This window comes from Nodosilinea sp. AN01ver1 (genome assembly GCF_050565655.1).
Lineage (GTDB): Bacteria > Cyanobacteriota > Cyanobacteriia > Phormidesmidales > Phormidesmidaceae > Nodosilinea.
In genome coordinates this window covers 43,539-66,973 of sequence record NZ_JBNXVS010000037.1, presented here as the reverse complement: position 1 = coordinate 66,973, position 23,435 = coordinate 43,539, and the positions used below count along the sequence as shown (strand labels likewise).

Annotated in this window: 16 protein-coding genes; 10 read left to right on the top strand and 6 right to left on the bottom strand. The window is 58.9% G+C overall.

Going from position 1 to position 23,435, the window contains the following annotated elements; genetic code table 11:
* Positions 1–85: 85 nt before the first annotated feature.
* Entirely contained in the window at positions 86–1,939 is a 1,854-nt protein-coding gene (locus tag ACQ4N7_RS22540) for a slr1306 family protein (protein WP_430713734.1), read from the bottom strand.
* 215 nt (positions 1,940–2,154) lie between these two features.
* Between ACQ4N7_RS22540 and ACQ4N7_RS22535 the strand changes: the two genes are divergently transcribed.
* On the top strand, positions 2,155–4,056 hold the full coding sequence (locus ACQ4N7_RS22535) for a protein kinase domain-containing protein (protein ID WP_430713733.1): 1,902 nt from the start codon (positions 2,155–2,157) through the stop codon (positions 4,054–4,056).
* Between the two features lie 145 nt (positions 4,057–4,201).
* Complete coding sequence (gene bioD, locus ACQ4N7_RS22530) at positions 4,202–4,918, top strand: dethiobiotin synthase (RefSeq protein ID WP_430713732.1); 717 nt, start codon at positions 4,202–4,204, stop codon at positions 4,916–4,918.
* Positions 4,919–4,990: 72 nt separating this feature from the next.
* Here bioD and ACQ4N7_RS22525 read toward each other — a convergent pair whose 3' ends face one another.
* Complete coding sequence (locus tag ACQ4N7_RS22525; RefSeq protein WP_430713731.1) at positions 4,991–5,203, bottom strand: hypothetical protein; 213 nt, start codon at positions 5,201–5,203, stop codon at positions 4,991–4,993.
* 383 nt (positions 5,204–5,586) lie between these two features.
* Between ACQ4N7_RS22525 and ACQ4N7_RS22520 the strand changes: the two genes are divergently transcribed.
* On the top strand, positions 5,587–7,596 hold the full coding sequence (locus ACQ4N7_RS22520) for a hypothetical protein (protein WP_430713730.1): 2,010 nt from the start codon (positions 5,587–5,589) through the stop codon (positions 7,594–7,596).
* Between the two features lie 73 nt (positions 7,597–7,669).
* Here the strand turns inward: ACQ4N7_RS22520 and ACQ4N7_RS22515 are convergent, their stop codons facing one another.
* Positions 7,670–8,293 (bottom strand): NUDIX hydrolase, encoded by a 624-nt coding sequence (locus tag ACQ4N7_RS22515; RefSeq protein WP_430713729.1) that lies wholly within the window; start codon positions 8,291–8,293, stop codon positions 7,670–7,672.
* A 573-nt stretch (positions 8,294–8,866) separates the two neighbouring features.
* Between ACQ4N7_RS22515 and ACQ4N7_RS22510 the strand changes: the two genes are divergently transcribed.
* Positions 8,867–9,049, top strand: coding sequence for a hypothetical protein (locus ACQ4N7_RS22510; protein ID WP_035992372.1), 183 nt, complete (start codon positions 8,867–8,869; stop codon positions 9,047–9,049).
* Between the two features lie 193 nt (positions 9,050–9,242).
* Positions 9,243–9,503 (top strand): hypothetical protein, encoded by a 261-nt coding sequence (locus ACQ4N7_RS22505; protein WP_430713728.1) that lies wholly within the window; start codon positions 9,243–9,245, stop codon positions 9,501–9,503.
* A 9-nt stretch (positions 9,504–9,512) separates the two neighbouring features.
* Here the strand turns inward: ACQ4N7_RS22505 and ACQ4N7_RS22500 are convergent, their stop codons facing one another.
* A complete protein-coding gene (locus ACQ4N7_RS22500) occupies positions 9,513–10,895 on the bottom strand; it encodes a gluconeogenesis factor YvcK family protein (RefSeq protein ID WP_430713727.1) in 1,383 nt (460 codons plus the stop codon).
* A gap of 334 nt (positions 10,896–11,229) precedes the next feature.
* Between ACQ4N7_RS22500 and ACQ4N7_RS22495 the strand changes: the two genes are divergently transcribed.
* The 4 genes from ACQ4N7_RS22495 to ACQ4N7_RS22480 all read left to right on the top strand — a co-directional run bounded on the left by ACQ4N7_RS22495 (position 11,230) and on the right by ACQ4N7_RS22480 (position 15,271).
* On the top strand, positions 11,230–12,108 hold the full coding sequence (locus tag ACQ4N7_RS22495) for an ABC transporter ATP-binding protein (RefSeq protein ID WP_430713726.1): 879 nt from the start codon (positions 11,230–11,232) through the stop codon (positions 12,106–12,108).
* A gap of 119 nt (positions 12,109–12,227) precedes the next feature.
* On the top strand, positions 12,228–13,484 hold the full coding sequence (locus ACQ4N7_RS22490) for an MlaD family protein (RefSeq protein ID WP_430713725.1): 1,257 nt from the start codon (positions 12,228–12,230) through the stop codon (positions 13,482–13,484).
* Between the two features lie 35 nt (positions 13,485–13,519).
* The gene (locus tag ACQ4N7_RS22485) at positions 13,520–14,023 is read left to right on the top strand and encodes a nitrate reductase associated protein (RefSeq protein ID WP_430713724.1); all 504 of its coding nucleotides are present in this window, start codon (positions 13,520–13,522) and stop codon (positions 14,021–14,023) included.
* A 54-nt stretch (positions 14,024–14,077) separates the two neighbouring features.
* Positions 14,078–15,271: an alpha/beta fold hydrolase gene (locus tag ACQ4N7_RS22480; RefSeq protein ID WP_430713723.1), complete on the top strand. Its 1,194-nt coding sequence runs from the start codon at positions 14,078–14,080 to the stop codon at positions 15,269–15,271.
* 315 nt (positions 15,272–15,586) lie between these two features.
* On the opposite strand, the gene ACQ4N7_RS22475 is transcribed toward ACQ4N7_RS22480, so the two are convergent.
* On the bottom strand, positions 15,587–18,142 hold the full coding sequence (locus ACQ4N7_RS22475; RefSeq protein ID WP_430713722.1) for a glycogen/starch/alpha-glucan phosphorylase: 2,556 nt from the start codon (positions 18,140–18,142) through the stop codon (positions 15,587–15,589).
* 1,054 nt (positions 18,143–19,196) lie between these two features.
* Between ACQ4N7_RS22475 and ACQ4N7_RS22470 the strand changes: the two genes are divergently transcribed.
* Complete coding sequence (locus ACQ4N7_RS22470) at positions 19,197–19,484, top strand: hypothetical protein (RefSeq protein WP_430713721.1); 288 nt, start codon at positions 19,197–19,199, stop codon at positions 19,482–19,484.
* A 326-nt stretch (positions 19,485–19,810) separates the two neighbouring features.
* Here the strand turns inward: ACQ4N7_RS22470 and ACQ4N7_RS22465 are convergent, their stop codons facing one another.
* Positions 19,811–23,317, bottom strand: coding sequence for a sister chromatid cohesion protein PDS5 (locus tag ACQ4N7_RS22465; protein ID WP_430713720.1), 3,507 nt, complete (start codon positions 23,315–23,317; stop codon positions 19,811–19,813).
* Positions 23,318–23,435: the final 118 nt, after the last annotated feature.

The window sequence follows — 23,435 nt, the reverse complement described above, 5'->3', positions numbered from 1 at the left end:
GTGAGTAGGTGGGTGGATGGGTGAGGGAGGTGGGGTGGGTGGAAGAGTAGGTGGGTAGGTGAGGAAGGTGAGGGGATGGGTTCCTTTAAGGGGATTCGCTGGAGAGGGGTTCGTGGGGGGTCGCTTCGAGGGGGATGGGTTCGGCGGGAATGGGTTTGGCGGCGCTGAGGTCGAGGGCGGAGCCAAGGTCGATGGCGGTGCTGGCGGGCAGCTGGGCGGGGGTGGGCTTGAGAATATCGATGCCCTGTTTGGCCAGGGTTTGCAGCAGGCTGAGCTGGCGGTTTTGCTGAATGGTGCTTTGCAGGCGCTGGGCGATCGCCTCCCAGGACAGGGCCGTGGTGGGGGTACCGGCAAGGGCGGCCTGCTCGAAGTAGTCGACCAGGCTGAGGCCCGCCATCCGGGTCAGGTAGGTGGCGCTGAGGCCCTGCACCAGCCCGCCCGCCAGATAGGTGGCAAAGTGGCTCTTGAGTACGGCGGTCAGCACCTGGGTGGAGAGTTCGACCAGGCCCAGCTTGACGGTGAGGCTGGCCAGGGTACCGGCGGCGGTTTTGGCTTCGTTGAGGTTGAGGTTAAAGCCGTAGAGCTTGCCCAGATCCATAATCAGCTGGCCGTTGATGGCGACGGTGGCCAGCAGATCGAGGGTGGGCACGGGGTTGGCAAAGGCGGCGGCCCCGGCTACCCACTGCAGCTGGTCGATCAGGGGCATGGCCCGATCGCGGCGCAGGCGGTTGAGGTCGATTTGTACCCGCTGGCGCAGGGCCTGGGTGCGGCGCAGCACGGTGGCGGCAACCAGGGTAGGGCGCTCGGCGACAAAGGCTTCAGCGATGGCAGACTGCAGCCCTGCGATCGCAGGTGCCGGGGTTTCCATAGTCTCAACCACGGTGCCGTCGCTTTGGTGGCGGCGCACCTTGATGGGGCGAGGGGCGGCGGCGACCGCGACAGTGGGAACTGTTGCTGGCAGAGCGGCCACCCGCTGCTGGAGCTGGCTCAAAATGGCCTGCTGATCGGCGGCGTCGTAGTGGTCTTGCTTGTTGAACACCAGCACCGTGCCCTGCCCGGCGATGACGCGATCGCGCAGCAGGGTAAAGGCGCTGTTGGTCAGGTCGCCGTCGGTAATCAGCAGCACGCCGTCGTAGCCGAGCCAGTCGGGGGTAACGGTTGGGGCCAGGGCAACTTCTGCAAAGCTGAGAGAGGGGTCAGCGGCGGCCCCATCGCGCAGCAGCGTGAGAAGGGTGGTTTTGCCCGTACGGGGGTCGCCTGCGATCGCCACCTCCAGCGTCTGGCGCTCTAGCCCGCTGACCAGGGCCTGGTGGCCGTGGCGATAGCCCTTCAGGCTGGTCTGCAGCGCATCTAGCGCCATCGCTGAACCGTTGACCAACTCGCTCTCCTGAGCCAGGGTCTCAATCAGGCTAGCCAGGGCGGCCAGTTCGGCTTCTACCCGAGGGCGATCGACGACGGGTGGGGCAATGGGTTTAGGGGCCGCTGGAGTCGGCTCGCCCCGCCGCCACCACCAGATCCCCGACCCCAGGGCGATCGCGCTCAGCAGCGTGGAACTGTCGAGGGGGTTGAAGTGGGCGCTGCCCAGCAGGGCCAGGGTGGCAGAGAGGCCCAGGCCGCCCACCAGCAAGGGCCGCTTGAGCAGGGCCGGTAGCCCTGAAGATGGAATGAAATCTCCCAGGATACCGAATGTTTTTGACGGTTCTTTAGGCGCTTTAGCGTGGTTAGAACTGGCCTTAGCCGCTGCAAGCATCTCCGCAAGCTCAGAATTTAGATTAGTCTGGTCGTCGTTGCCCATTGCCTCTAGCCCCACGGCCTCACGGCCTTTTACGATTTTGAGCGCTGTCTGCGTTACCGCCGATTTTGGCTGAAGATGGCTGCCCTCTGCCGGATGCTGCCGCTGATATCCCCTGGGATGTGCCTGGCGTACCCTTAGCACCACTGGCAGCTGATGCGATCGCAGGCCAAGCCTTCACAAGTCCTATTGTGGCAAAGGGTTGGGCATTCCTCCAGTGGGGTCTTCCTACCCGTTGACGGCGTAGATTCCGGCCCGGGGGATGTCCACAGCGGGGTCGGTAATCCTACTGTAAACTGGGGTAGCGATCGTCCTGGCAGACTGGCTGCCCTATTTTCAGCTCCTGAACTGACCCAAACGCTATGCATCCCACCCTGATTCCTGGTACTACCCTTCAGAACCGCTACCGCGTGCTGCAAGAGCTGGGTTACGGCGGCTTTGGGCGCACCTACCTGGCTGAAGACCTGGGCCGCTTTAACGAACGCTGCGCGGTCAAAGAACTCGAACCCCAGCAGGGCGACCAATTTTCCGACAAAGCGCTGCAGCTTTTTCAGCGCGAGGCCGCGATTCTCTACAGCATTGAGCATCCGCAGATTCCCAAGTTTCAGGCCATCTTTGAAGAAAATCAGCGGCTGTTTTTGGTTCAGGACTACATCGACGGCACTACCTACCGCGAGCTACTCAACCAGCGCCTGCAGCAGGGCATGGCCTTCTCAGAGGCCGAGGTGCGGCAGTTTTTGCAGCAGATGCTGCCGGTGCTGGCCCACATTCACAGCAAGGGCATCATTCACCGCGACATTAGCCCCGACAACGTCATGCAGCGCCGTACCGACCACCTGCCGGTACTGATTGACTTTGGCGTGGTCAAAGAGGTGGTCACCCGCATTCAGCCGCCCGGCCCCCACAGCCAGGCGACCTCGGTGGGCAAGCTGGGCTACGCCCCCAGCGAGCAGATGCAGTCGGGCCGCGCCTACCCCAGCAGCGATCTCTACGCCCTGGCGGTCACCGCCATCGTGCTGCTGACCGGCAAAGAACCCCAGGAGATTTTTGACGATGTCAACCTGAGCTGGAATTTGCCCAACACCCTCAGCCCCGGCCTGTTGCAGGTGCTACAGCGGGCCACCAGCTACCGACCGGGCGATCGCTACCAGTCGGTGAGCGAAATGGCCCAGGCCCTCGGCTCGGTGGGTACCGTACAGGGGCAGCCCGTCACCCCACCGCCGCCATCTCAGGTGAGAACCGTTGCCGTTGGGCGGCAGTACCAGCCGACCCAGGTGGGTGCTGCGCCCCGGACGCCTCCTACCTACGCGGCTCCGGTCCCCGCCGTCGAACCCACCTCAGTGTGGGAAAACCCCTGGGCCGTAGCGGTGATTGGCGGTGCCCTGGCCCTGCTGGCCGGCCTGGGCGGCTGGACGGTGGTCAGTTTGCTCAACCGCACCCCCGAGCCCACCCCCGTCCCTAGCCCCGAAATTAGCATTGCCCCGATTCCCGAGCCCACCGCCGAGCCCACCCCAGAACCCAGCCCCGAAACCAGCCCGGTTGAGTACGACCAAAACCTGGCGATTTCTCCCGGTGAAGACCGCACCGTAACAGGCAGCCTGCGCCGCAACGAAACGATTAACTATCGCTTTAACGCCACTGAGGGCCAGGTGCTGCTGGCCAGGATGCAGGGCGAGGGGGTGCTGCTAACGGTGCTCAATGCCCAGGGGCAGCCGGTCGAGCGCTCGGCCCAGCGGGTGCTGAACTGGCAGGGTACTCTACCCGCCGATGGGGAATACACTCTGCAGCTGCGGCCAGTGCAGGGGCTAGAGCAGAGCGACTACGAACTAGAGGTCAGCCTCAGTGCTCAACCCGACCCCCAACCCTCGGTTGAACCGCAGCCCGAGCCCAGCGTTGAGCCGCCCGTGGAGGTGCCCGAGCCCGAACCTGAGCCCGAGCCCAATCCAAATCCAGCCCCCGATGTGACTGAGCAGCGCGTACAAATTCCGCCGGGGCAAACCAGCGTGCAGGTGTCGGGGCAGGTCAACGAAAATCGCACGCGCCGCTACGTCATCAATGTTCAGGAGGGCCAGGTTCTAGCCCTAGATCTGCCCACCGTCAGCGGCCCGGTTACCCTCGACGTGCGCTTTCCCAACGGTGAGCTGATTCCCGATGCCTCGCGGGTGCTGTCGTGGCAGGGGCAGCTGCCCACCAGCGGCGACTACCTGGTGGATGTCTCATCGCCGCGCCCCTCCAACTACGTGCTGCGGGTGTCGGCAGAATAGGGCAAGCCGAGGCCAGGGCTGATCGGGTATCGGGGCTGGGGCTCGTGCCTTGAATTAGCGCCCTCAAGTCTGGCGTCTCAAGTTTGGCTCCTTGAACCCTGAACCCCAAACCTATTACCTTGCTCAAGTCACAATCACAACCCCTATGACTTCCCTCAACGCATTGCTGGTGGCGGGTACCGACACCGAAGTGGGCAAAACTGTGCTGTCTAGCGCCCTGCTGGCCTACTGGCAGCGGCACCGGCCCGCTCAGGCTCCGGCGGTGCTCAAGCCGTTTCAGTCGGGAGTGGGCGATCGCGAGCTGTACCAGCGCCTGTTTTTTCCTCAAACCAGCCTGGAGGCCATTACACCCCAGTACTTTGAGGCCCCCCTGGCCCCGCCGCTAGCCGCCGCCCTGGAGGGTCGCAGCGTCGATTTAACCCTGGCCTGGCGCGCCCTGGAGGCCAGTACCCGGCAGCACTCCTGGGTGTTGGTAGAGGGGCTGGGGGGGCTGGGGTCGCCCGTGACCTACGAGCTGACCGTAGCCGATGTGGCGGCGGCCTGGCACCTGCCCGTGGTGCTGGTGGTGCCGGTTAAGCTGGGGGCGATCGCCCAGACTGTCGCCAACGTGGCCCTGGCTCGCCAGAGCGGCATCGACCTGCGCGGTATTGTGCTCAACTGCCCTCGGCCCCTGACTGCCCAAGAGATTGACCAATGGGCACCGGCCAATTTGATCATGAACTTAACCCAGACCCCCGTGCTGGGCACCCTGCCCTACCTGCCCGATCCTGAATCTACCGAAGCTTTGGCAGCGGCGGCAGCGGCCCTAGAAATTGACGCTTTGACCCCGACCCTCGGCCTTACCCCGGCAAAAAGCCGCTGAGGATGCCCCAGCGGCTAGGTCAGTTGGAAGTTGGTTCTTGTCTAAACCTGCGATCGCCCGTATCCGCAAGCCTCACAAGGCGTGAACGATCGCGCCAATATCCCTGGACTGCATCAGGACGGGCACCATCGTCGCCTGGGAGACAACCCCAACTCGATCTTTGGGGAAGCAGTCGCGACTGCCCTGGGTGCAATCGTCGCCATCGGCAATCGTGATCTCGAACTGAACAAATGCTGTGCTGCTAACGTCAGAGGGAGGCAGAGCGGGAGGAATGTGAAAAAACATGACTAATCCTTGAGACACCCTGATTTGACCATATCTACGCGAAAACCCTGCGATCGCCAGAGATTCTATCCTAAACAGGCGTCAACCGAACGTCACAGAGTGCAAATCTGCTCTAACCATATAAGAAAAAACTTAATAGTCCAAACGATTTTGGTAAATTTTCGTAGGTTTACATCATATTTTATGAATTGTTCTGCGTGCTGCATGTTACTTGGCAGTGAGTTTGGCCATCCACTTCAGCTGAAATCTCTGGGCAGTGTATTGAGGGCAGTGACAGCACGGAGGCTGATCTTAGCGGCATGATTTTTGGGTTTAAGGGTTTTGGGCTTAAGGGCGCTGTTGTGCCAAGGCAGGGGCGGCGCGGGTGGCGTTGGCCAGTGGTTATGCTGCTTACCGCTTTCTTGAGCGTGCAGCTGTCGCCCTACCTGGTAATGGCCGCAGCCGATCGGCCCGTTGTAGTCACTCCAGGGGCCGCTCTAGGGACTGCTCCAGAGGCTTCATCCGTTAGCCCTAACTGGCTGGCCCAGCTCGAACAGTTGCCTGACGGAGCCGTGGCGCTGCCAAACTTTGACCCGGCAGTGAATGGGTTTCAGTTTACGAACCAGGAGCTGATTGAGGCCATCGATCGCAGCCGCAATGCCCAGGCCTGGGAGGAGGTGCTGACCGAGCAGCTGCAGCAGCTGTTTGGTACCCAGGTCTGCGTGGGCGAATCGGCCACCTGTGTGCTCACCGCCGCTGCTCAAAACTGGCTGACGACCCAGCTAGACCGCATGGATCAGGGCCTCTCGGAAGGGATGGCGGCGGCGGTGCTCGACCTGTGGCAGCCGACTCAGCCGCGCCTGCCCTGGTGGCAGCGGTTGATCAATGGTTTGCTGGGGCGCACGGTGTTCGGCCTGGCCCGCACGCTGTTTGATCTGCAAACCTTCATCGCCAACCTGTTTTTGATGCAGGGGGTGAGCGAGGTGTTTCAGCCCACCCAGGCGGTGCGCGAAACCTTTACCCCCACCCAGATTTTGCTGGCGATCGCGCGGGTGTTTTTAACCGGCTCGGGCGACCCGTTTACGATGGGGGTCTACCGCCTGCTGAATGGAGCGCTGAGCGAGGGCCACGCCCTTACCCCCTACCGGGTCGAAAACCGGGGCGACAGTAAATACTGGGTCTACGTCTACGACAGCAACTATCCGGTCGGTCGCCCCGACAGCCCCACCGATCTCCACGTCGAGTTCGACACCGAGGCGGATACCTGGACCTACCAGCCCACCGCCAGCGGCCCAGCGTTTGAGGGCGATGCCCAGAGCAAAACGCTCGATCTAACCCAGCGATCGTGGCGACAGCCCCCGGCTGAAACCGAGGCGGCGACGACGGGTCCGTTCACCTGTCCCTTTTGCAGCCCTACGGCTGAAGCTGCGCCTGAACCCATTGTAAATATCACCCTGGTCGGTGAAGGGGTGCTTGCGGTAGCCCCTTACGTGGGTCCGCAGGTCGCCGGGCAAGCGGGGCCAAATTCCTTTGCCAACCTCGACACCGTTGCCCTGGTGCCCTTTAAGGGCGGCCTCAACCGGGAGGTGCCCGCCAGCTATCGCCTGCCCACCGAAACCCTGGGGCAGCCCCTCGAAGTCACCCTGACCGGAGCCACCTCCACGGCGCGGCCCCAACCGGCTGCGCTACAGCTGACTGGGCCAGGGTATACCGCCACGGTAGAAGACCTGGTGCTGAGCCCTAGCCAGAGCCTGACTCTGTTTTTGGTGGCCAACCCCACAGGACCAGAAATTACGTTTGTGGCCAATCGGGCGACCGAGATTCCGCGCCTGACGATCAGTCTGACGGATGAAACCCGCGCCTACCAGTTCGACTCGTCAACGCCCGAGACCGGGTTCTCGCTCACCGATCGCCAGGTGTCTAAAAGCTCGGAGTTTAGCCTCAGCGGTGTCAGACTGGCGGCAGGTCAGCGGGTCGCCCTGGCCGCCAACGGTGAACTCAAGCGCCTCTACTTTGCCGACGACAGTTTAGCCCCCAGCCAGTACAGCCTCACTGTCAAGAACCGCATAGTTATTAAAGATCGCATTCAGCTGGGCGATCGCCAGCCCGACTTCGTCAACTACACCCTCACTTACGACGAAGATATGCGAGTTAACGGGGTGCAGGTCGAGGGCGATCGCCAGGCCTTCTTTGACTACAATCCCGCCTTTGTCGACCCGGCAGAGCTGCCCCGCCAGCCGCTGCTCGACGTTTTTGAGCAGCGCGATTTTCCTATCACTATCGCCTACGAACCGCTGGCTGTCAGTTCAAATCAGCTCAGCCCAAACTCGCGCAGTCCGCTGCGGCTGGTGCCCTCTGGGGCCGTGCCCTTAGAGGAGAGGGTGTTTCAGGGTGCGTTGAGAAAGACCGGCTGATACCAGATTCGGTATCGCACCTGTTTTCAGCCATCTCTCATGCCCCAGGGATGCTTACTGTGCCTAACCAGCATCAGTCAAACTCGACGGGGGCGACGGGGTGATCCCTCAGGTCGAAGCAGCGCTGGATTTGGCTAAGGCTATTGCGCCCCGGCGACAGCGGTGGAATGGCATCGGGGCCAAAAAAGTCGATCGCGGTAGTTTCGTAGCTAGGGGTCGGCTGACCCTCGACAAGGTCACAGCGAAAGAACAGCTTGTAGCTGTGGTATAGGGCAGGCGGGTGGTCGTGGCGGGGGTGGGCGCGATCGTAGACGGCGAGCAGCCGCGTGGCGCGGGTGATGTAGCCTGACTCCTCAAAAATTTCGCGTTCCACGGCCCGGCTGGGCGAGTCGCCAATGTCGGCCCAGCCGCCGGGCAGAGCCCACTGCCCATCAGAGCTTTCCTGCACTAGAAGCAGCCTGCCCTCGCGAAACACCACGCCGCGCACCTCAATTTTGGGGGTGGCGTGGCCCACATCCTGATGCAATAGGTCAGCCAGCGTTTGGGGTTCAGCGTCGGCGATCGCAGCCAGCATGGCGTCGGCAATTTTTTGCACCTGTCTATAGCGCTCTGTATCAAAAGGATGATTTTCGTAGTGCAGCCCAGTCTGGGCAATGCCCTGAAGCTGCTGAATCCAGCCGAGCCAAGGTGATGTCATAGCAGTGTTGGGGGAATATGAAAAACGGCATCTGCCAAATTGTAGAGGTGAGCCACTTTTTACGTCTTAAAAGCTGGTGAAAGCTTGCCAATTTTGCTGGGGCATCAGTAATTCAAAAATACTATGCGCTCATATTGACTGCTTTTGGCCAACAAAGCAGGTGCGACAATAGAGCGCGAGAACGCTGAGGGTTTAACATCCTCCTAAGTGCAGACCCTATGGGGATCAAGCTGGAACAGCCTCAAATGCAAGGAAATCGTGATAATCTGATAAGTATTTCTACCGCGTCTCCCAAAATTTTTTGAAACTCATAAGTGTTTAAAAAACTTAAGTTAATCTTCCCCTGACGGCAAAAAATCTGTGCATAGACCGTCAATTGGCCATAAAACAAGGGATTGACGAGGAGTGATGAGGGCGCGATCGCGGTCTTTAACGATTTTTTGCCTGCTTAATGCAATAAAGCCTTAGATTACTTAATAAAATTCTCATGAAGGCAATGATAGGATTTTCTCAAGTAAGCCATAAGCTTTTCTTTATCGATTGCTGGTCGCTGTTTTCTGGAGAGCATAAGTCATGTCTGGTAACCCCGTTGGAATCAAGCCCGAAACTCGGAACCATAAGGGATTTTTTGTGCAAGATGCCGACTATGAACTGGTCAGCATTGAAGCCTCAGGCTGGGCCTTAATCTGCGTAGATGATGCTGTTTGCCACTACGTTGACCCCGACAATCTGCTGATTCAGAACCTAGAGGCATAGGTTAACGTCGATCGGGCTGTTTGCCTTAGCTCAAGGCAAATGTTGTATCCATCCGTTAATAACTTCGTCTTTTTGGTAGGCTGCTCTAGCCCTAGAGCAGCCTATTTTTGCTTTAGGATCAGAGCTGGGGCAAGCGGCTCTGTCTGGCGCTGCCTCTATCTATTTTGTTTCTGGCTAACGCAGCAGTACCCCCATGAAAACTCCCATAACGCAACGCATTTCTAGCCTGATTAGCTGGGTACTGGTGGTCGATCTAGGGCTGGTGCTGCTCAGTCTGGGCTGGTTCTTAGTGGCTGTGCTGGGGCGCAGCATGAACCTCGATCTGGGCCTCGACCTCTGGTACTCACTGTGGAACCCGCTGATTTTGCCCGCTCTCAGCGTGCTGATGGCAGGCGCGATCGCCAGCGGTGTCGTGGGCTGGGTAGGGCGCAGGTTCAACACCGACCCCTCCTGATTGGCCTGGCTACCACATGCGCTGGGTGCGCGTATACCAGCGCAGCAGCACCCGCGCCAGTCGCTCGCTGTGGTGGCGAACGGTGAGGTCTTCGCGCTCTTCCATCACGTTGGCGGCAATAATACGCCGACCCGAGTCAAGAATGGTGGTGCGATCGAGCAGCACTGGCCCCACTCCCGCCCGGGCGTAGTGGCTAATGACGGCGTCGGAGGGCATCACCTTTTGCACCAGCACCGCGTCAAACAGGTAGCAGCCGCAGGCCGAGTCGATCGCCCGAATGTGGTCAGACACCGAAAACCCATCGGTCTCGCCCGGCTCGGTCATAATGTTGCACACGTAGATGCGGGGCACCTGTCGATCCGCGATCGCCTTCACCAGATCGGGCACCAGCAGGTTAGGAATAATGCTGGTGTAGAGGCTGCCGGGGCCAATCACAATGTAGTCGGCTTCTTCGATCGCCTTAATCGCCTTGGCCAGCGGCGGCGGGTTGGGCGGCAGACAGCCAATGTGCACAATTCGGCCCCGCGCCTCGGTAATCTTTGACTCGCCCACAATGCGGCGACCGTCGCTCAGCTCGGCCCACAGCTGCACATCCACCGAGGTCGAGGGCAGCACCTGGCCCCGCACCGCCAGCACCTTAGAGCTAGCGGCAATCGCCTGCTCCAGGTCACCCGTGATCTCGTTCATGGCGGTCAAAAACAGGTTGCCAAAGCTGTGGCCCACCAGCCCGCTACCCGACTCAAACCGGTACTGAAACAGCTCGGTGAGCAGCTTCTCCTCATCGGCTAAAGCCGCCAAACAGTTGCGAATATCGCCCGGTGGCAGCACCCCCATCTCGCGCCGCAGCCGCCCCGACGAGCCGCCGTCGTCGGCCACGGTGACAATGGCTGTAATGTTCGAGCTGTAGCGCTTCATGCCGCGCAGCAGATTAGACAGCCCGGTACCGCCGCCAATCACCACAATCTTTGGCCCGCGCGACAGGCGTCGCTGGGTTAGCAGGGCGTCCAGCAGCTCTTCCTCATTGCCCGGAATCAGCACGTCGGTAATCGCCCCCACGGTGCGACTCTGACCCCAAAAAATTAGCCCTAGGCCCAGTAAAATGCCCAGCGGACCGCTGATATAGTTGGGCACGTGGGTGGTAAACGCCCGCAGGGCTGCCCCCAGCAGCTGTCCGGTAAAAAATACCGGCGTCAGTCTGAGCCAGATCATGGCTCCCAGACCCACCAGCAGCACCCCGGCCATACTGAGAAACAGCCATCGCTTGACCAGCAGCCCCGGAGCCAGCCACCACATCAGCCGATTGACCTGCCGGGGTGGGGCCAGGGTGAGGGTCTCCTGCCTGACCTGACGAAAAAGCCGGGCCAGGGCCTTGTAGAAGGGTTTTAGGAACATGTATAAGGAGGTCGATAGCGATCTGACCAACCTGAGAGGCGGGTGAAAATAGGCGTTTGCTGCTGCCCTCGGCTATTTAGCTGCCTCTCAGGCCGATGGTTGGCCAACCCTGACGACCCGCCCTCGCGATCGGCCTCAAAACATCTAGGGGTGTTTTAAGCGGCCTCTGATAGGATTGAGCACCAGCGCCTTCGATTTTAGCGGCTATTTGATAGAGTCAAAGCATGGATATGCCCCCAAAGCTATTAATGCTTGGTAAAGCCACCCGCCCTGGTCAATCGGCCCGGGCGGATCGATCGCCAGATCTACATGGGTACATATATCGGTAAGGTCTATGCCCGATTCCCACAACCACGGCTCTGATGTTGGGCCGCCAGCCGCATCCTTAGCCTTGGGGCTAGCTTCGCCAGGTGAGGTGACCCCAGCCGAATGCGGGGATGAGGTGCTGCTCGAGCTGCGAGGCATATCCAAGCGGTTTGGCGACAACCAGGTGCTCGACAACGTCGATCTAACCCTGTACCGGGGCGAGGCGGTGGCGATTATTGGCCCCTCGGGCACCGGTAAATCGACGATTTTAAGAATTATTGCCGGGCTGCTTCCCCCCGATGCAGGAGAAATCTACGTGCAGGGGCGGCGGCGAGAGGGGCTGATTGAAGACTCGCCTGACCCGGTGGGTATTGGCATGGTGTTTCAGCAGGCAGCCCTGTTTGACTCGCTCACCGTGGAGGAAAACGTCGGGTTTTTGCTCTACCAGCACTCCAAGCTGCCCGCCCACCAAATTCAGCAAATTGTTGATGACGTGCTCGATATGGTGGGGCTGCCCGGAACCGGCAGAAGCTACCCGGCTGAACTGTCGGGAGGGATGCGCAAGCGGGTTAGCTTTGCCCGAGCGATCGTGTCAAATCCTGAAAACCCTCAGGATCGCCCGGCCCTGCTGCTGTACGATGAGCCGACGGCAGGGCTAGACCCGATCGCCTCAACGGTGATCGAAGACCTGATTCGCTCCATTAAGAGCAACAATGGGTGCAGTTCTTACCTGATCGTCACCCACCAGGACAGCACCATTCGCCGCACCGCCGATCGCGTTATTTTTCTACACCAGGGCAGAATTCAGTGGCAGGGGCCGGTGGCGGAGGTCGATGCCACCGACAACCCCTTCGTGCGCCAGTTCTTCAGCGGTCGGGTGGAAGGCCCCATTCAAATGGTGCACTAGCGTTTGGGCAATCTCCCTGCCTAGCCCAATCCGGGGGGTGAACCCAGGTCAGGCAGGGTGAATTCAGGAGAGAATAAATTGGTGATTACATTAGTTTCGGGGCAAGGGTAAGAGGCACCATGCGGGCAAGGGCAATTCGAGAAGGGTCGGTGGGGCTGCTAATCCTCATTGCGGTGGGGTTGTTTGCTGGGCTGGTGCTGTGGCTGCGCGGGCTCAACCCCGGCCAGCGCACCTACCGGGCAACGTTTGTGTTTGCCAATACCTTGGGCATGCAGGAGGGCACTAGCGTGCGCTACCGGGGGGTGCCGGTGGGGCGCGTGCTGGGCATTAATCCCAGCACCAACGCCGTCGATGTGGCGGTAGAAATTATTGATAGCGAGCTGCGCATTCCGCGAGACTCGTCAATTTTGGTGAATCAGTCGGGGCTGATTGGCGACACCACCATCGACATTACCCCCCAGCGCCCGCTGACCCCGCCGGAGCTAACGCTCGACCCGATTGGCGAAGACTGCCCCGAGACCATTATTTGCGACGGCGATCGCCTGATTGGCAGCGTCGGGGCCAGCTATGAGTCGCTGCTGCGCTCGGCGGAAGAGTTGGCCAGCACCTTTTCTGATCCAGAGCTGGTCAACGACCTGAAAGTCACCCTCGACAACGCGGCCACCCTAACCGAGTCGGCCAACCGGCTGTCGGTGGAGCTGATTGGGCTGTCGCAGCAGTTGCGCACCGACCTGGGGCCGCTGGTAGCCTCAGCCAACCGCGCCACCGATAACGTGGCCAATGCCGCCGCCCAGTTTGAGCTGACCGGCGGCGAGATCAATCGCCTGGTGGTGACCAACCGAGGCACTCTTGTCACCACCCTCGACAACGTCAGCCGCAGCGCTACCAACTTAGAGGCGATTACTACGTCGCTCAGACCGGCGATTCAAGACGGCGAACTGCTGGCCAACCTTGAACTGCTCTCGGCCAATGCCGCTCTGGCCGCCGCCGATATTCGCTCGATTACGAGCACCTTTAACAGCCCAGACAACCTGGTCATGCTGCAGCAAACCCTCGACTCAGCCCGCAGCGTATTTCAAAACGCCAATAAGGTGCTGGCCGATGTGGATGAACTCACGGGCGACCCCACCGTACGCCAGAATTTACGCGACCTGATCAATGGCCTCAGCGGACTGGTTTCGCTGACCCACCAGCTGGAGCAGGCGAGCCAGGTGGCAGGCTCGCTCACCCCCGTCCCTGGAGAACAGGTAGAGCGGGTGACGTTTACCCCCCTGCCTGCTCCACCGGCTGCGGGCGGCGCAGGCCTCACCCCGGTGACGATTACCCACCAGGGGCAAACCTACCAGCTTGACGTGCATTCGATACAGGCCCGCTAGGCCTGCTCGCTCAGCCGCTACTGTCTCTTTTTGCTATGGCTCAAGACCGCGCCCTAGACGACAACGATTTTTTTCAGTTCGAGTCCGACTTTGTCGAGTCGCTGCGCTGCATTCCCATGCAGGTGCGGCTCAAGCTCGATACCTGCGGCGTCAAGCTCAAGCTGGAGCACTGGCACCGCTTTAGCGCGGGCGATCGCGAGCGACTGACCCAGCTACCCTGCGGCGATCGCGACTCTACTGTCACCTACACCGCCTACGTGCAGGCGCTCGTGCATCGGGTGCAGGGTGCCCCAGCCTCGACTCTGGTCATCGACCCCCACCCTCCCTGGCACAACGAAGATGAGGTTCCGGCCAGCGTACTGGCCCAGACCGCATCGCTAGGGGTAGAGATTGACCTGGCGCAGTGGCGATCGCTGCGCCCCCTGCAGCGCTTTGCCCTGATTAAGCTCAGCCGCGCCAGCCACGAAAACCGCAACTTTTACCCCGCCCTGGTGGAGTTTGGGCTGGCTCAGCCAGCGGCGTCTGTAGACCCGGCTTAGGCTGCCTTTAACCAGACCTCGGCCATAATGGGGGTGCCCCCTTCCCCAAGCCCCATGGTCACTCTGCAATCTACCCCCCCGACGCTCACCCAGGCCCAGCTCCAGACCACCCGACAGCGCATTGACGCCTACATTCAAACCCTGGCCAGCCACCCCGATCGCCGGGAGGGGGCGCTGCCCTACTACCTGTTTCACGACGCCAACACCCCGATCAAGGGCACCGTCCTGATGTTCCACGGGTTTAGCGCCAAGCCCCACCAGATGTCGCGGCTGGCCGACTACCTGTTTCGCAACGGCTTCAACGTGTACCAGGCCACGCTGGCGGGGCATGCCTACCGCATTCCCGACAAATACTGGCCCCAGGTCGATCTCAAACCCGAAATTTTGATTCCCCTGCGCCAAAAGGTCGACGCCGACCCCGTACTGCAAACCTATCTGGCCAATCTAGCCAAGACAGGCGAGGGAGGGGCCGTATCGCCCTCGCCTGTGCAAATGATGGGGCTGGTCGCCCGTCTGCGCCAGCTAGAGCCGCGCCTGCTCGATATCATTGCGGCGATCGAGCAGGAAAACGCCCCCGAGTTTGACCGCTATTTTGTCTCGTCGCACCTGAGCTACCTGAGCGATGCCCAGGCTCGCCTGAGCGAGCTAGAGGCGATGCCGGGGCCAGTCTACACCGTTGGGCTGTCGGTGGGCGGGGCCGTGGCCCTGGCGCTGGCCGCCCGCCATCCCCAGCGGGTGACCAAGGTGGTGGCCTTTGCGCCCTTGCTAGAGGTGTATGGCGAAACCCGCGAGCGCTACGTCAACCTGGCTGGCCCGCTCGATATTCGCGAGTTTGGCTGGGATGACCTGCAGTTTCCGCTGGGCTGCTTTACCGCCGCCAACCAGTTTGGTACGTTTGTGCGCAAACACGAGAACGTGGCGGCCTTGCGGCCCACGCCCACGCTGATGATTTTGACCGAAAACGAAGACGCTGCCGACATTCAAACCAACCAGAGTTTTGCCCAATCGCTGACCCGCGCCGCCCTCTTTAAGCGCTACGACAACCACTACCTGTACACCTTTCCCAGCGCCGCCCTGGTGCCCCACCCGATGGTAGACCCGCTGGAGCGCAGCCAAAACATGAGCAACGGCTACTGGAAGCCGATGTATCAGGAGACACTGCGCTTTTTGAGCCAGACCGAGTTTAGGGCCAGCAGTTTAGAGCAGGTTGGTGAAGTGCCAGGTCTACCAGCAGTTCCCCCCATTTGAGGCTCTACTGCTGATACAGGGGCTTCCCTTTGTACCGAATAGCATTTAGGGACACTCGGTTTGTAAGGGCATTGCACTGTAATGCCCCTACGAGATCCTTGTTTTGACCCAAGGTCTCTCCAAGGCGGATTTGCCCTAGAAAATAGCCGTCCCTTCGACTCCGCTCAGGGAACGGCTATAGCTGTTTTTATCGTTGAGTCTTGCGTAGGTTGGGTGCAGCGCTAGCGAAACCCAACGAAACCGCTGCTGGTGTTGGGTTCCACTTCGTTTCACCCAACCTACGGGTAGAACTCAGACAGCCTGGTGTTTCGCCGCCTAGCTCAGCTTGCAGGTGAGCTTGCCGCCGCCGGGGTCGCTGCCGAGTTCGCCGTAGTTCACCAGGCCAACGGAGAAGGGGGATACCTTCCAGATCTCGCTGCAGTACTCGGCAATGGAGCGATCGCTCGAAAAGCGCCCCATCCGCACCGCGTTGAGAATCGCCATCCGGGTCCAGCTGTCGGTGTCGCTGTAGGCCTGGCCCACAATCTGCTGGCAGTCAACGTAGGCCTGGTAGTCGGCCAGCAGCATAAATGGGTCGTGGTGCAGCAGCTTGTCGAGCAGGGGCCGAAACAGATCGCGATCGCCCTGGGAGAAGTGCCCCGATGCGATCAGATCGATCGCATCCTTAAGTAATGGATTGCGCTGGTAGTAGCTGTAGGGGCTGTAGCCCTCGGTTTTGAGAGCCACCACCTCGGGGGCGGTGAGGCCAAACAAAAAGAAATTCTCGGCCCCCACGGCGTCGCGAATTTCCACATTGGCCCCGTCGAGGGTGCCGATGGTGAGCGCCCCGTTCATGGCAAACTTCATGTTGCCGGTGCCCGAGGCCTCAAACCCGGCGGTAGAAATCTGCTCCGACAGGTCGGAGGCCGGGTAGATGCGCTGGCTGTTGGTGACGTTGTAGTTGGGCAGAAAAATCACCCTGATCTGGTTGCGCAGGTCGGGGTCTTTGTTGACCATGTCGCCCACGGCGGTGACGAGCTTGATCATCAGCTTGGCCATGTGGTAGCCGGGGGCCGCCTTGCCGCTAAAGATAAACGTGCGCGGGGTGATGTCGAGACTGGGGTTTTGCTTCAGCTGGCTGTAGAGGGTGACCATGTGCAGCGCGTTGAGGTGCTGGCGCTTGTACTCGTGAATGCGCTTTACCTGCACGTCGAACAGCGAGGCGGGGTCGACCAAAATGCCGAATCGCTCGTGGATGCGGCCCGCTAGGTCGCGCTTGACCGCCTGCTTAATGCTGCGCCACTCGTCGCGAAAGCCCGCATCGTCGGCCAGCGGTTCGAGCTGTTTGAGGTCGTCGAGGTGCTTGATCCAGCGATCGCCGATGCGGCCCGAAATTAGCGTGCTCAGGCGCGGGTTGCTGAGCACCAGCCAGCGACGGGGGGTGACGCCGTTGGTCATGTTGGTAAACTTTTCGGGAAACAGCTCGTAGAAGTCGCGCAGCACGGTTTCTTTCAGCAGCTCGCTGTGCAGGGCGGCGACGCCGTTGATGGTGTGGCTGCTGACGCAGGCCAGGTTGGCCATTCGCACGTAGCGCTCGCCGCTTTCGTCAATTAGCGACATGCGGGCCAGGCGATCGCTGTCTTTGGGAAACTTCATCCGCACCAGCTCCAAAAAGCGGCGGTTGATCTCGTAGATAATCTGCAAATGGCGGGGCAGCAGCTGGCCAAACAGGCTGACGGGCCACTTCTCCAGCGCCTCAGGTAGCAGGGTGTGGTTGGTGTAGGCGAGGGTTTTCTGGGTGATCTCCCAGGCTACGGTCCAGTCGAGGCCGTGCTCGTCGAGCAGCAGGCGCATGAGTTCTGCTGCGGCGATCGCCGGGTGGGTGTCATTCAGCTGAATGGCAAACTTCTCGTGGAACTGCTCCACCGCCATGCCCTGGCCTTTCAAAATGCGAAACATATCCTGCAAAGAGCAGGAGACAAAGAAAAACTGCTGCTCCAGGCGCAGCTGCTTGCCCTCAATTTTTTCGTCGTTGGGGTAGAGCACCTTGGAAATATTTTCAGAGGCCACCTTGTCTTCGACCGCGCCGTAGTAGTTGCCCTGGTTAAACACAGCAAAGTCAAACGATTCGATCGCCTCGGCCTTCCACAGGCGCAGGGTGTTGGCGGTGTTGACCTGGTAGCCCAAAATGGGCGTGTCGTAGGGCACGCCCAGCACCTCGCGATCGGGCACCCAGCGCACCCGGTAGCGCTCCTGGTCGTCGGTGTAGGTGTCGGTGTAGCCGCCCAGCTTCACCTCCACCGACCACTCGGGCCGGGCCACCTCCCAGGGGTTGCCATAGCGCAGCCACTTGTCGGTGCGCTCGACCTGCCAGCCGTCGCGCAGCTCTTGCTCAAAAATGCCAAACTCGTAGCGAATGCCGTAGCCCACCGAAGGGATCTCCAGCGAGGCCAGCGAGTCGAGGTAGCAGGCGGCCAGCCGTCCCAGGCCGCCATTGCCCAGCCCCGGCTCTTCCTCCTGGGCCAGCAGGGTGTCGAAGTTGAGGCCCAGCTCTTCCATGGCCTGCTTGACCTGCTCGTAAATGCCCATGTTGATCAAGTTGTTGCCCAGGTGCGGCCCCATCAAAAACTCCGCCGACAGGTAGCAGACCGTGCGAGCCCGGTGCTGGGTGTAGCTTTCGGCGGTGCCGTTCCAGCGGTGCAGCATGCGATCGCGCACCAGGTAGGCCAGGGCCATATAGTAGTCGTGCTGGGTGGCCAGCGACACCGGCTTGCCCTGCACGTAGAACAGGTTGTTGAGAAAGGCCCGCTTAATGCTCTCAATATCGTCGGCGGTGCGCTCCTTGGCCAGGGCCGTGGCAACCGCAACGTCTACCGGAGATGGGGTATCCATAAGTGATTGGTCCTGGGTCAGGAGATGAGCAGTGACCTTTTGATCAGATCAAATTGCGCGATCGCCGATTGTGACCTAGAACACGATTTAAGATTAGTTTACGGATGTAAAAAAGCCCGTAGTTCTCCTACGGGTTAGCCATCAGCGCAGCAACGATTTACGAAATGCTAGCGAGCTAGGCTGCCGATCGCCGGGGCCGCTTGCGCTCAGACTTTTTCTTGTAGCCAACGGCCTGGGCCTCGTTGCTGTCGGAGCCGTAGACGCCTCGCACCAGTTCTTTCATCGTCAGCACGTTCAGTTAGAAAATTTGGGTTGGCGGCAGGCTGGGGCGGCTTGTCCTTCGCTCAGGGCAATGTGCCCGCTGCGATCACCGACCCGGAAAAACCGGCACAGCTTTACAGAAGTCATATCAGCGGGGGCTGCTGAATGAAGCGGCGATGATGGTAAAGCCTAACCACCCCTGTACTTGCTTCGCGCAGGGCTGCACTTGCTTCACGCAGGGCTGTACTTGCTTCGCGCAGGGCTGCACTTGCTTCGCGCAAGGCTGTACTTGCTTCGCGCAGGGCTGTACTTGCTTCACGCAGAGGTGTACTTGCTTCGCGCGGGTCTGTACTTGCTTCGCGATCGCCAGTTCAAACCTGTAGGGTGGGCACCGCCCACCTTTCACCTTCCGATTTTACCAAGGATCGGGTGGGGAGGGTTTGGTGGTAGATGAATAAATAGGGTGGTGGGCATTGCCCACCCTACCTGCTTTGGCGGTGCGATCGTTAAGCTTCAAGACGGAGTTGCAGTCTGTAGCAATTTTGACTTGCCTGGAGGGTGGCAATACGCTACATTCCTCGATTAAGGCTGTCTGTGTGCAGCCCGGTTCCCAAAATTTGGTCGAACGCTGATGGCAGGTGCTCTCAACACCCACCACCAGCTGACCCCTTCGGCAGTTACGGGCTGTCTCGGAGGCTGAGTACTATGTTACTCTGGCCGCTCCGAACCGCTTATGTCCGGGAGCGGCCAAGTTTTGGGTTTCCTACCCATCCGTTTCTTGGAGGAAACCCCAATGTTGTGTTTGCCATTTTTGGCGTCGTCGGCCCGTGCGGGTGCGGCGACCCCGCTGCTGCTTGCCGATCCCGACCTGCCGCCAGAGCGGGAGCGGTTGCGCCATCTGGTGATTGGTTCGCCGGAGGGGGTGCGATCGACCATTCACACGCTGCATGTGCTGGGCTATGCAGAGCAGGCGACCTGGAGCCAGCTAGTCACGATACCCACGTCGGGGATTTTGATTACCCCAGCCCAGGGGGAGGTGTTTAGTCTGCTGCGGCGCGATCGGCCAAGGCTAGATCTGTAGACCGCTGTAGGGTGGGCACTGCCCACCTTACACCTCTGCTATTGCAAGCCAAACCCATCGGTTGAGCACCGCTTACTTTGCATTGGCGCGTTAGCTACTGTAGGGTGGGCACTGCCCGCCTTTCACCATTGAACTCACCGAAAGCTAGATTATGCGTAGGGTGCGTTCCCGGCCTTAGGCCAACTCGGTGAGTGTGAAGTGCACTCTGCCCTGGCCGTAACGCACCGTTTGCGTCAAGCGAGACACTCGATACAGTGAGCGGTGCATTGCGGCCTAAAGTGTAAATTTGTGGGGCTTTGCGCGGAGCTATGGGCCGGGAATGCACCCTACGATTGCTCTGTCATGATGGCCCATAGGGCATCGATACCGTGGCCGACATAGTCAGCGTGCTGGTTTTGCTCAATCCAGTCAGCTAAGTGGGGTGCAACGACATCTGTTTGCCTGCCCAGTTTACCCAAGGCGGATGCGGCCCTAGAGCGAACGCCACTTTCGTCATCGCTGAGGCGGTCGATCAGCTCTGACACCACCTCGGGGGATGGCCGAGCCAGTCTTCCCAAGGCAGCTACGGCACTAGAGCGGACATCACTATCATCATCGCTGAGACAACCGATTAATGTTTGTATCACGGAAGTGTTGGTATTACCGAGTTGCCCTAAAGCTTGTACAGCGCTAGAACGACTATACTTATCGCTATCAACGAGGAGGGAGATAAGGGCCTGTAAGACTTCAGAAGTATCAGTACCGAGTTCGCCTAGTGCTATTGCAGCGCTGGATGGGACGTCCTCAAGGTCGTCGCTGAGGCAAGATAAGAGCGCTTGTATTACTTCAGGGGTTGCGTTGCCAAGTTTGCCTAAAGCGTATGCTGTCATAGAACGAACTTCCCAATCGGTCTCTTTAAGACGATGTAGGAGAGCCTGCAGCATATCAGCGGTAGAAGTACCGAGTTCTCCTAAAGCAAATAAGGCGCTTATCCGCACGTTTCTGTCTTTATCGTCGAGGCAATACACGAGGGCTTGTAGCATATTAGGAGTAGTAGTACCAAGTTCGCCTAGAGCGCATACAGCTGCATAGCGAACGTTACTATCCTCATCCTTGAGTCGATTCAGGAGAGCTTGCACTACGCTAGGTTCAACTCTAGCCAGTCTGCCTAGCGGCTCTGCAATGCTAGAGCGAATGTCGTTATCCCCATCATCAAAGCAAGAAAGGAGAGCTTTTGCCACACTGGGGCTAGGGCTGAGTAGTTGACCTAGAGCATGTGCAGCCATAGCGATAGTTTTTCTGTCCCCACTTTTTAAGCAGTCAAGCATAGCTTGCACTACGTCAGGGTTGGCATTACCAAGTTGGCTTAAAGCGTACGCAGCCACAGAGCTGGCTATAAGATCTTCGTCACTGAGTTTAGAGAGAAGAACCTGTATTACCTGGGGGTTAATGTTACAAAGCCTTCGCAAGGTATCGTGAATATTTTTACCAAGTTGACTCAAGGCTTTCGCAGCCGACATGGAAATACTACTATCCTCATTGCTGAGAAGCATGAATAGCGTGGCTGTTGCTGAGGCTTCACAACCTAATGCAGCCCGAAATTGTTGTAATTGCACAGGGCTAATTTTGGCATGCTGAACTTCTAGAAGAGGTAAAGCCAAGTCTTGAAATTCAGTCTTTGCCAGGTTCCGTAGACACTGCTCTGCTTGTCTTTTCAACCTTAAAGAAATCAGGGACGATTCTGCCACTACAAGCTCCACCAGAGCAGCGAGAATGTGCTCAGTTAGATTGACATCGGTAAGCTTCACATTCTCAGCCATACAAGCCGCCGCAAAAAAGAGGTTGCGATGCAGCCACTGCTCGTAGGGGGCGGGATGGTCTAAGATCTTCTGAAGAATCTTGCCTACCCGCTTTTCCCGTTGCTGGGCAATCAGTAGTAACAACACTTCTTCCCAGTGGGGATTGTGCAAGTGGTCACGAATTGGACTCAAGATGAGGTCAAAATCGTAGTCTTCATCCGCAGACTGTTCCTGAATTTCTTGAGCACAAAGATATTCTTGAAACGTCTTGTGAACAAAGGCATAACAATCTTGCCCTTGTTCATTAAGTAGCCCGGTCCGACTACGGATATGTTCTAAAAATCGTTTGGCTTCTGCTGTCGCCTCTTCACGATCGATCTTGGCCTTTTTTGCAATGAAGAGGCTGAGTTGACGAATGAGATCTTCACAATCAATTAAGGTACCGCCCTCGGTATCCCCTGTGCTGCCATAGTTATGTATCCAGTAGGCTAAGCGCTCCATCATACGTCGCACGGCATCGCGCTTGAGATATTCCAACGGCCACTTGTAGTCGTTGAGTTCTTTGTTGGCGTCCCAGTTGGTTAGCAGGGTTTCTACAGCTCGGTTGTAAAGCTCGTGGCGATCGTGCGGCAGATAGGCTTCACCACGATCAATCAGAGCAATAGTCGTCAACAGCAGTGGATTTTTGGCCAGCACCTGAATGCGATCGCGCTCTGATAAAGCCTGCTTAAGCGTTTGCTGTCGCCGCTGCGATTCGTCGCGATCCTGAAAGCGATTGTCGTACCAGTTCTGAATAAACTGGTCGATCTTTGGCTGGTCAAACGGTTGCAAGTCGTAGTGAGGGAACTCTTCTGTGCGAAAGTAGGCTTGCTTATAACCCGCTGGGCGCGAGGTGATAATGGCCGGGTTTTGTCGATAGGCCTCATGCTGCAAAAAGCATTCGATCTGGTTGACGACCTCATCCCGCCGCGCTTCGCTGGCCACCTCATCCAACCCATCCAGTAAAATCAGCGCCTTGCCCGCCTTCAGCCAGTGCTCAAAGAAGCCAGGGGGCAAGTCCCTAACGTTGAGCTTATCTGTCGCAAACCAGCGCACGTAGTCCAGCAGATTTGTATGGGAAGACCGTACCCAATCACGAATACGCACCAAAATTGGCAGATGCTCACCTGCTAAACCCAGTTTGACAGGCGTTTCCTCAGTGGTGAAGGCTACGGCAAAATAGCTCATCAACGTGGTTTTGCCAGAACCCGGTGCCCCCAACAGCACGCACCTTTGAGACCGACCCTGCTGATATATTGCTTCCGCTGAAAAGGGTTTGCCCTCTTGCTTGAGTAGCAAGGTTAGCTGATGCTGCTCCATCATTAATTTGAACTGGGGGTGTCCCACAATCAGCTCGGGATCATCCACCATTAATATCAGGCCTGATCTTGACTTTAAAGAAACCTGCTGGGATAGCTGTTCTTGTTTCCAAGATTCGGCCCGCTGCTTCACATCCGGCATGACGAAAATTTGTAGCAGCTTCTCCGACTTGGTATCTTCTTGCCCGGCAACAGAGATACCGAGAAACTTAACGTCGTCATACCAGTGGGCAAGCTGCTGTAGATAGCGTTGCCGGGCCACCTCGTACTTCGTAAACAGTGCCGTCTTTTCAACATAGGTAGCGCTAAAAATCTGCAACCACTGAGGCAAGCTTTCAGTTGTTAGCTCAATGCCCCCATCCCTGGCAACCTGCTCAACATAGGCCTGCAACAAACCCACATCTGGCTCACCTTTACCCACCAGCGGACGCTGAAGCTGCTCTACCACGCCAGCATTGGCAAACACCTGCTCCAAAAACTGTCGCTTTTGCTTGTCGTCACAGCGCTTAAACAGCAGGGCCGGAACCTCCAGCGACTGCTCCCACGCCCTCACTGCTTCCAATCCGGCCTTAATTGCCTGCTCAACATCTGTCTTTTGCAGCGTCGTCTGCGCCTTGTCTGTTGCCAGAGTCCAGACAGTGTCAGCGGCTTTACCTAGCGCCCAGGTAGCAACCGGGGTCAAAAGCTCAACAACCATAGCTAATTAGTCACTTGAGGGCTCGCCCGCCATTATGACAAGACCACGCCCTAAGCGCCCAAGATTCCTCTGCAAGTAGCCAAGCTACACACGCCTATGGCTCCAAGACAAAACTGGC

Bases quoted from the DNA above. Each gene is read 5' to 3' on its own strand.
- ACQ4N7_RS22480 (WP_430713723.1), top strand. From the start codon at position 14,078: ATGGTCACTCTGCAATCTACCCCCCCGACGCTCACCCAGGCCCAGCTC.
- bioD (WP_430713732.1), top strand. From the start codon at position 4,202: ATGACTTCCCTCAACGCATTGCTGGTGGCGGGTACCGACACCGAAGTG.
- ACQ4N7_RS22515 (WP_430713729.1), bottom strand. From the start codon at position 8,293: ATGACATCACCTTGGCTCGGCTGGATTCAGCAGCTTCAGGGCATTGCC.
- ACQ4N7_RS22510 (WP_035992372.1), top strand. From the start codon at position 8,867: ATGTCTGGTAACCCCGTTGGAATCAAGCCCGAAACTCGGAACCATAAG.
- ACQ4N7_RS22485 (WP_430713724.1), top strand. From the start codon at position 13,520: ATGGCTCAAGACCGCGCCCTAGACGACAACGATTTTTTTCAGTTCGAG.
- ACQ4N7_RS22505 (WP_430713728.1), top strand. From the start codon at position 9,243: ATGAAAACTCCCATAACGCAACGCATTTCTAGCCTGATTAGCTGGGTA.
- ACQ4N7_RS22475 (WP_430713722.1), bottom strand. From the start codon at position 18,142: ATGGATACCCCATCTCCGGTAGACGTTGCGGTTGCCACGGCCCTGGCC.
- ACQ4N7_RS22520 (WP_430713730.1), top strand. From the start codon at position 5,587: ATGCTGCTTACCGCTTTCTTGAGCGTGCAGCTGTCGCCCTACCTGGTA.
- ACQ4N7_RS22495 (WP_430713726.1), top strand. From the start codon at position 11,230: ATGCCCGATTCCCACAACCACGGCTCTGATGTTGGGCCGCCAGCCGCA.
- ACQ4N7_RS22500 (WP_430713727.1), bottom strand. From the start codon at position 10,895: ATGTTCCTAAAACCCTTCTACAAGGCCCTGGCCCGGCTTTTTCGTCAG.
- ACQ4N7_RS22465 (WP_430713720.1), bottom strand. From the start codon at position 23,317: ATGGTTGTTGAGCTTTTGACCCCGGTTGCTACCTGGGCGCTAGGTAAA.
- ACQ4N7_RS22535 (WP_430713733.1), top strand. From the start codon at position 2,155: ATGCATCCCACCCTGATTCCTGGTACTACCCTTCAGAACCGCTACCGC.
- ACQ4N7_RS22525 (WP_430713731.1), bottom strand. From the start codon at position 5,203: ATGTTTTTTCACATTCCTCCCGCTCTGCCTCCCTCTGACGTTAGCAGC.
- ACQ4N7_RS22490 (WP_430713725.1), top strand. From the start codon at position 12,228: ATGCGGGCAAGGGCAATTCGAGAAGGGTCGGTGGGGCTGCTAATCCTC.
- ACQ4N7_RS22470 (WP_430713721.1), top strand. From the start codon at position 19,197: ATGTTGTGTTTGCCATTTTTGGCGTCGTCGGCCCGTGCGGGTGCGGCG.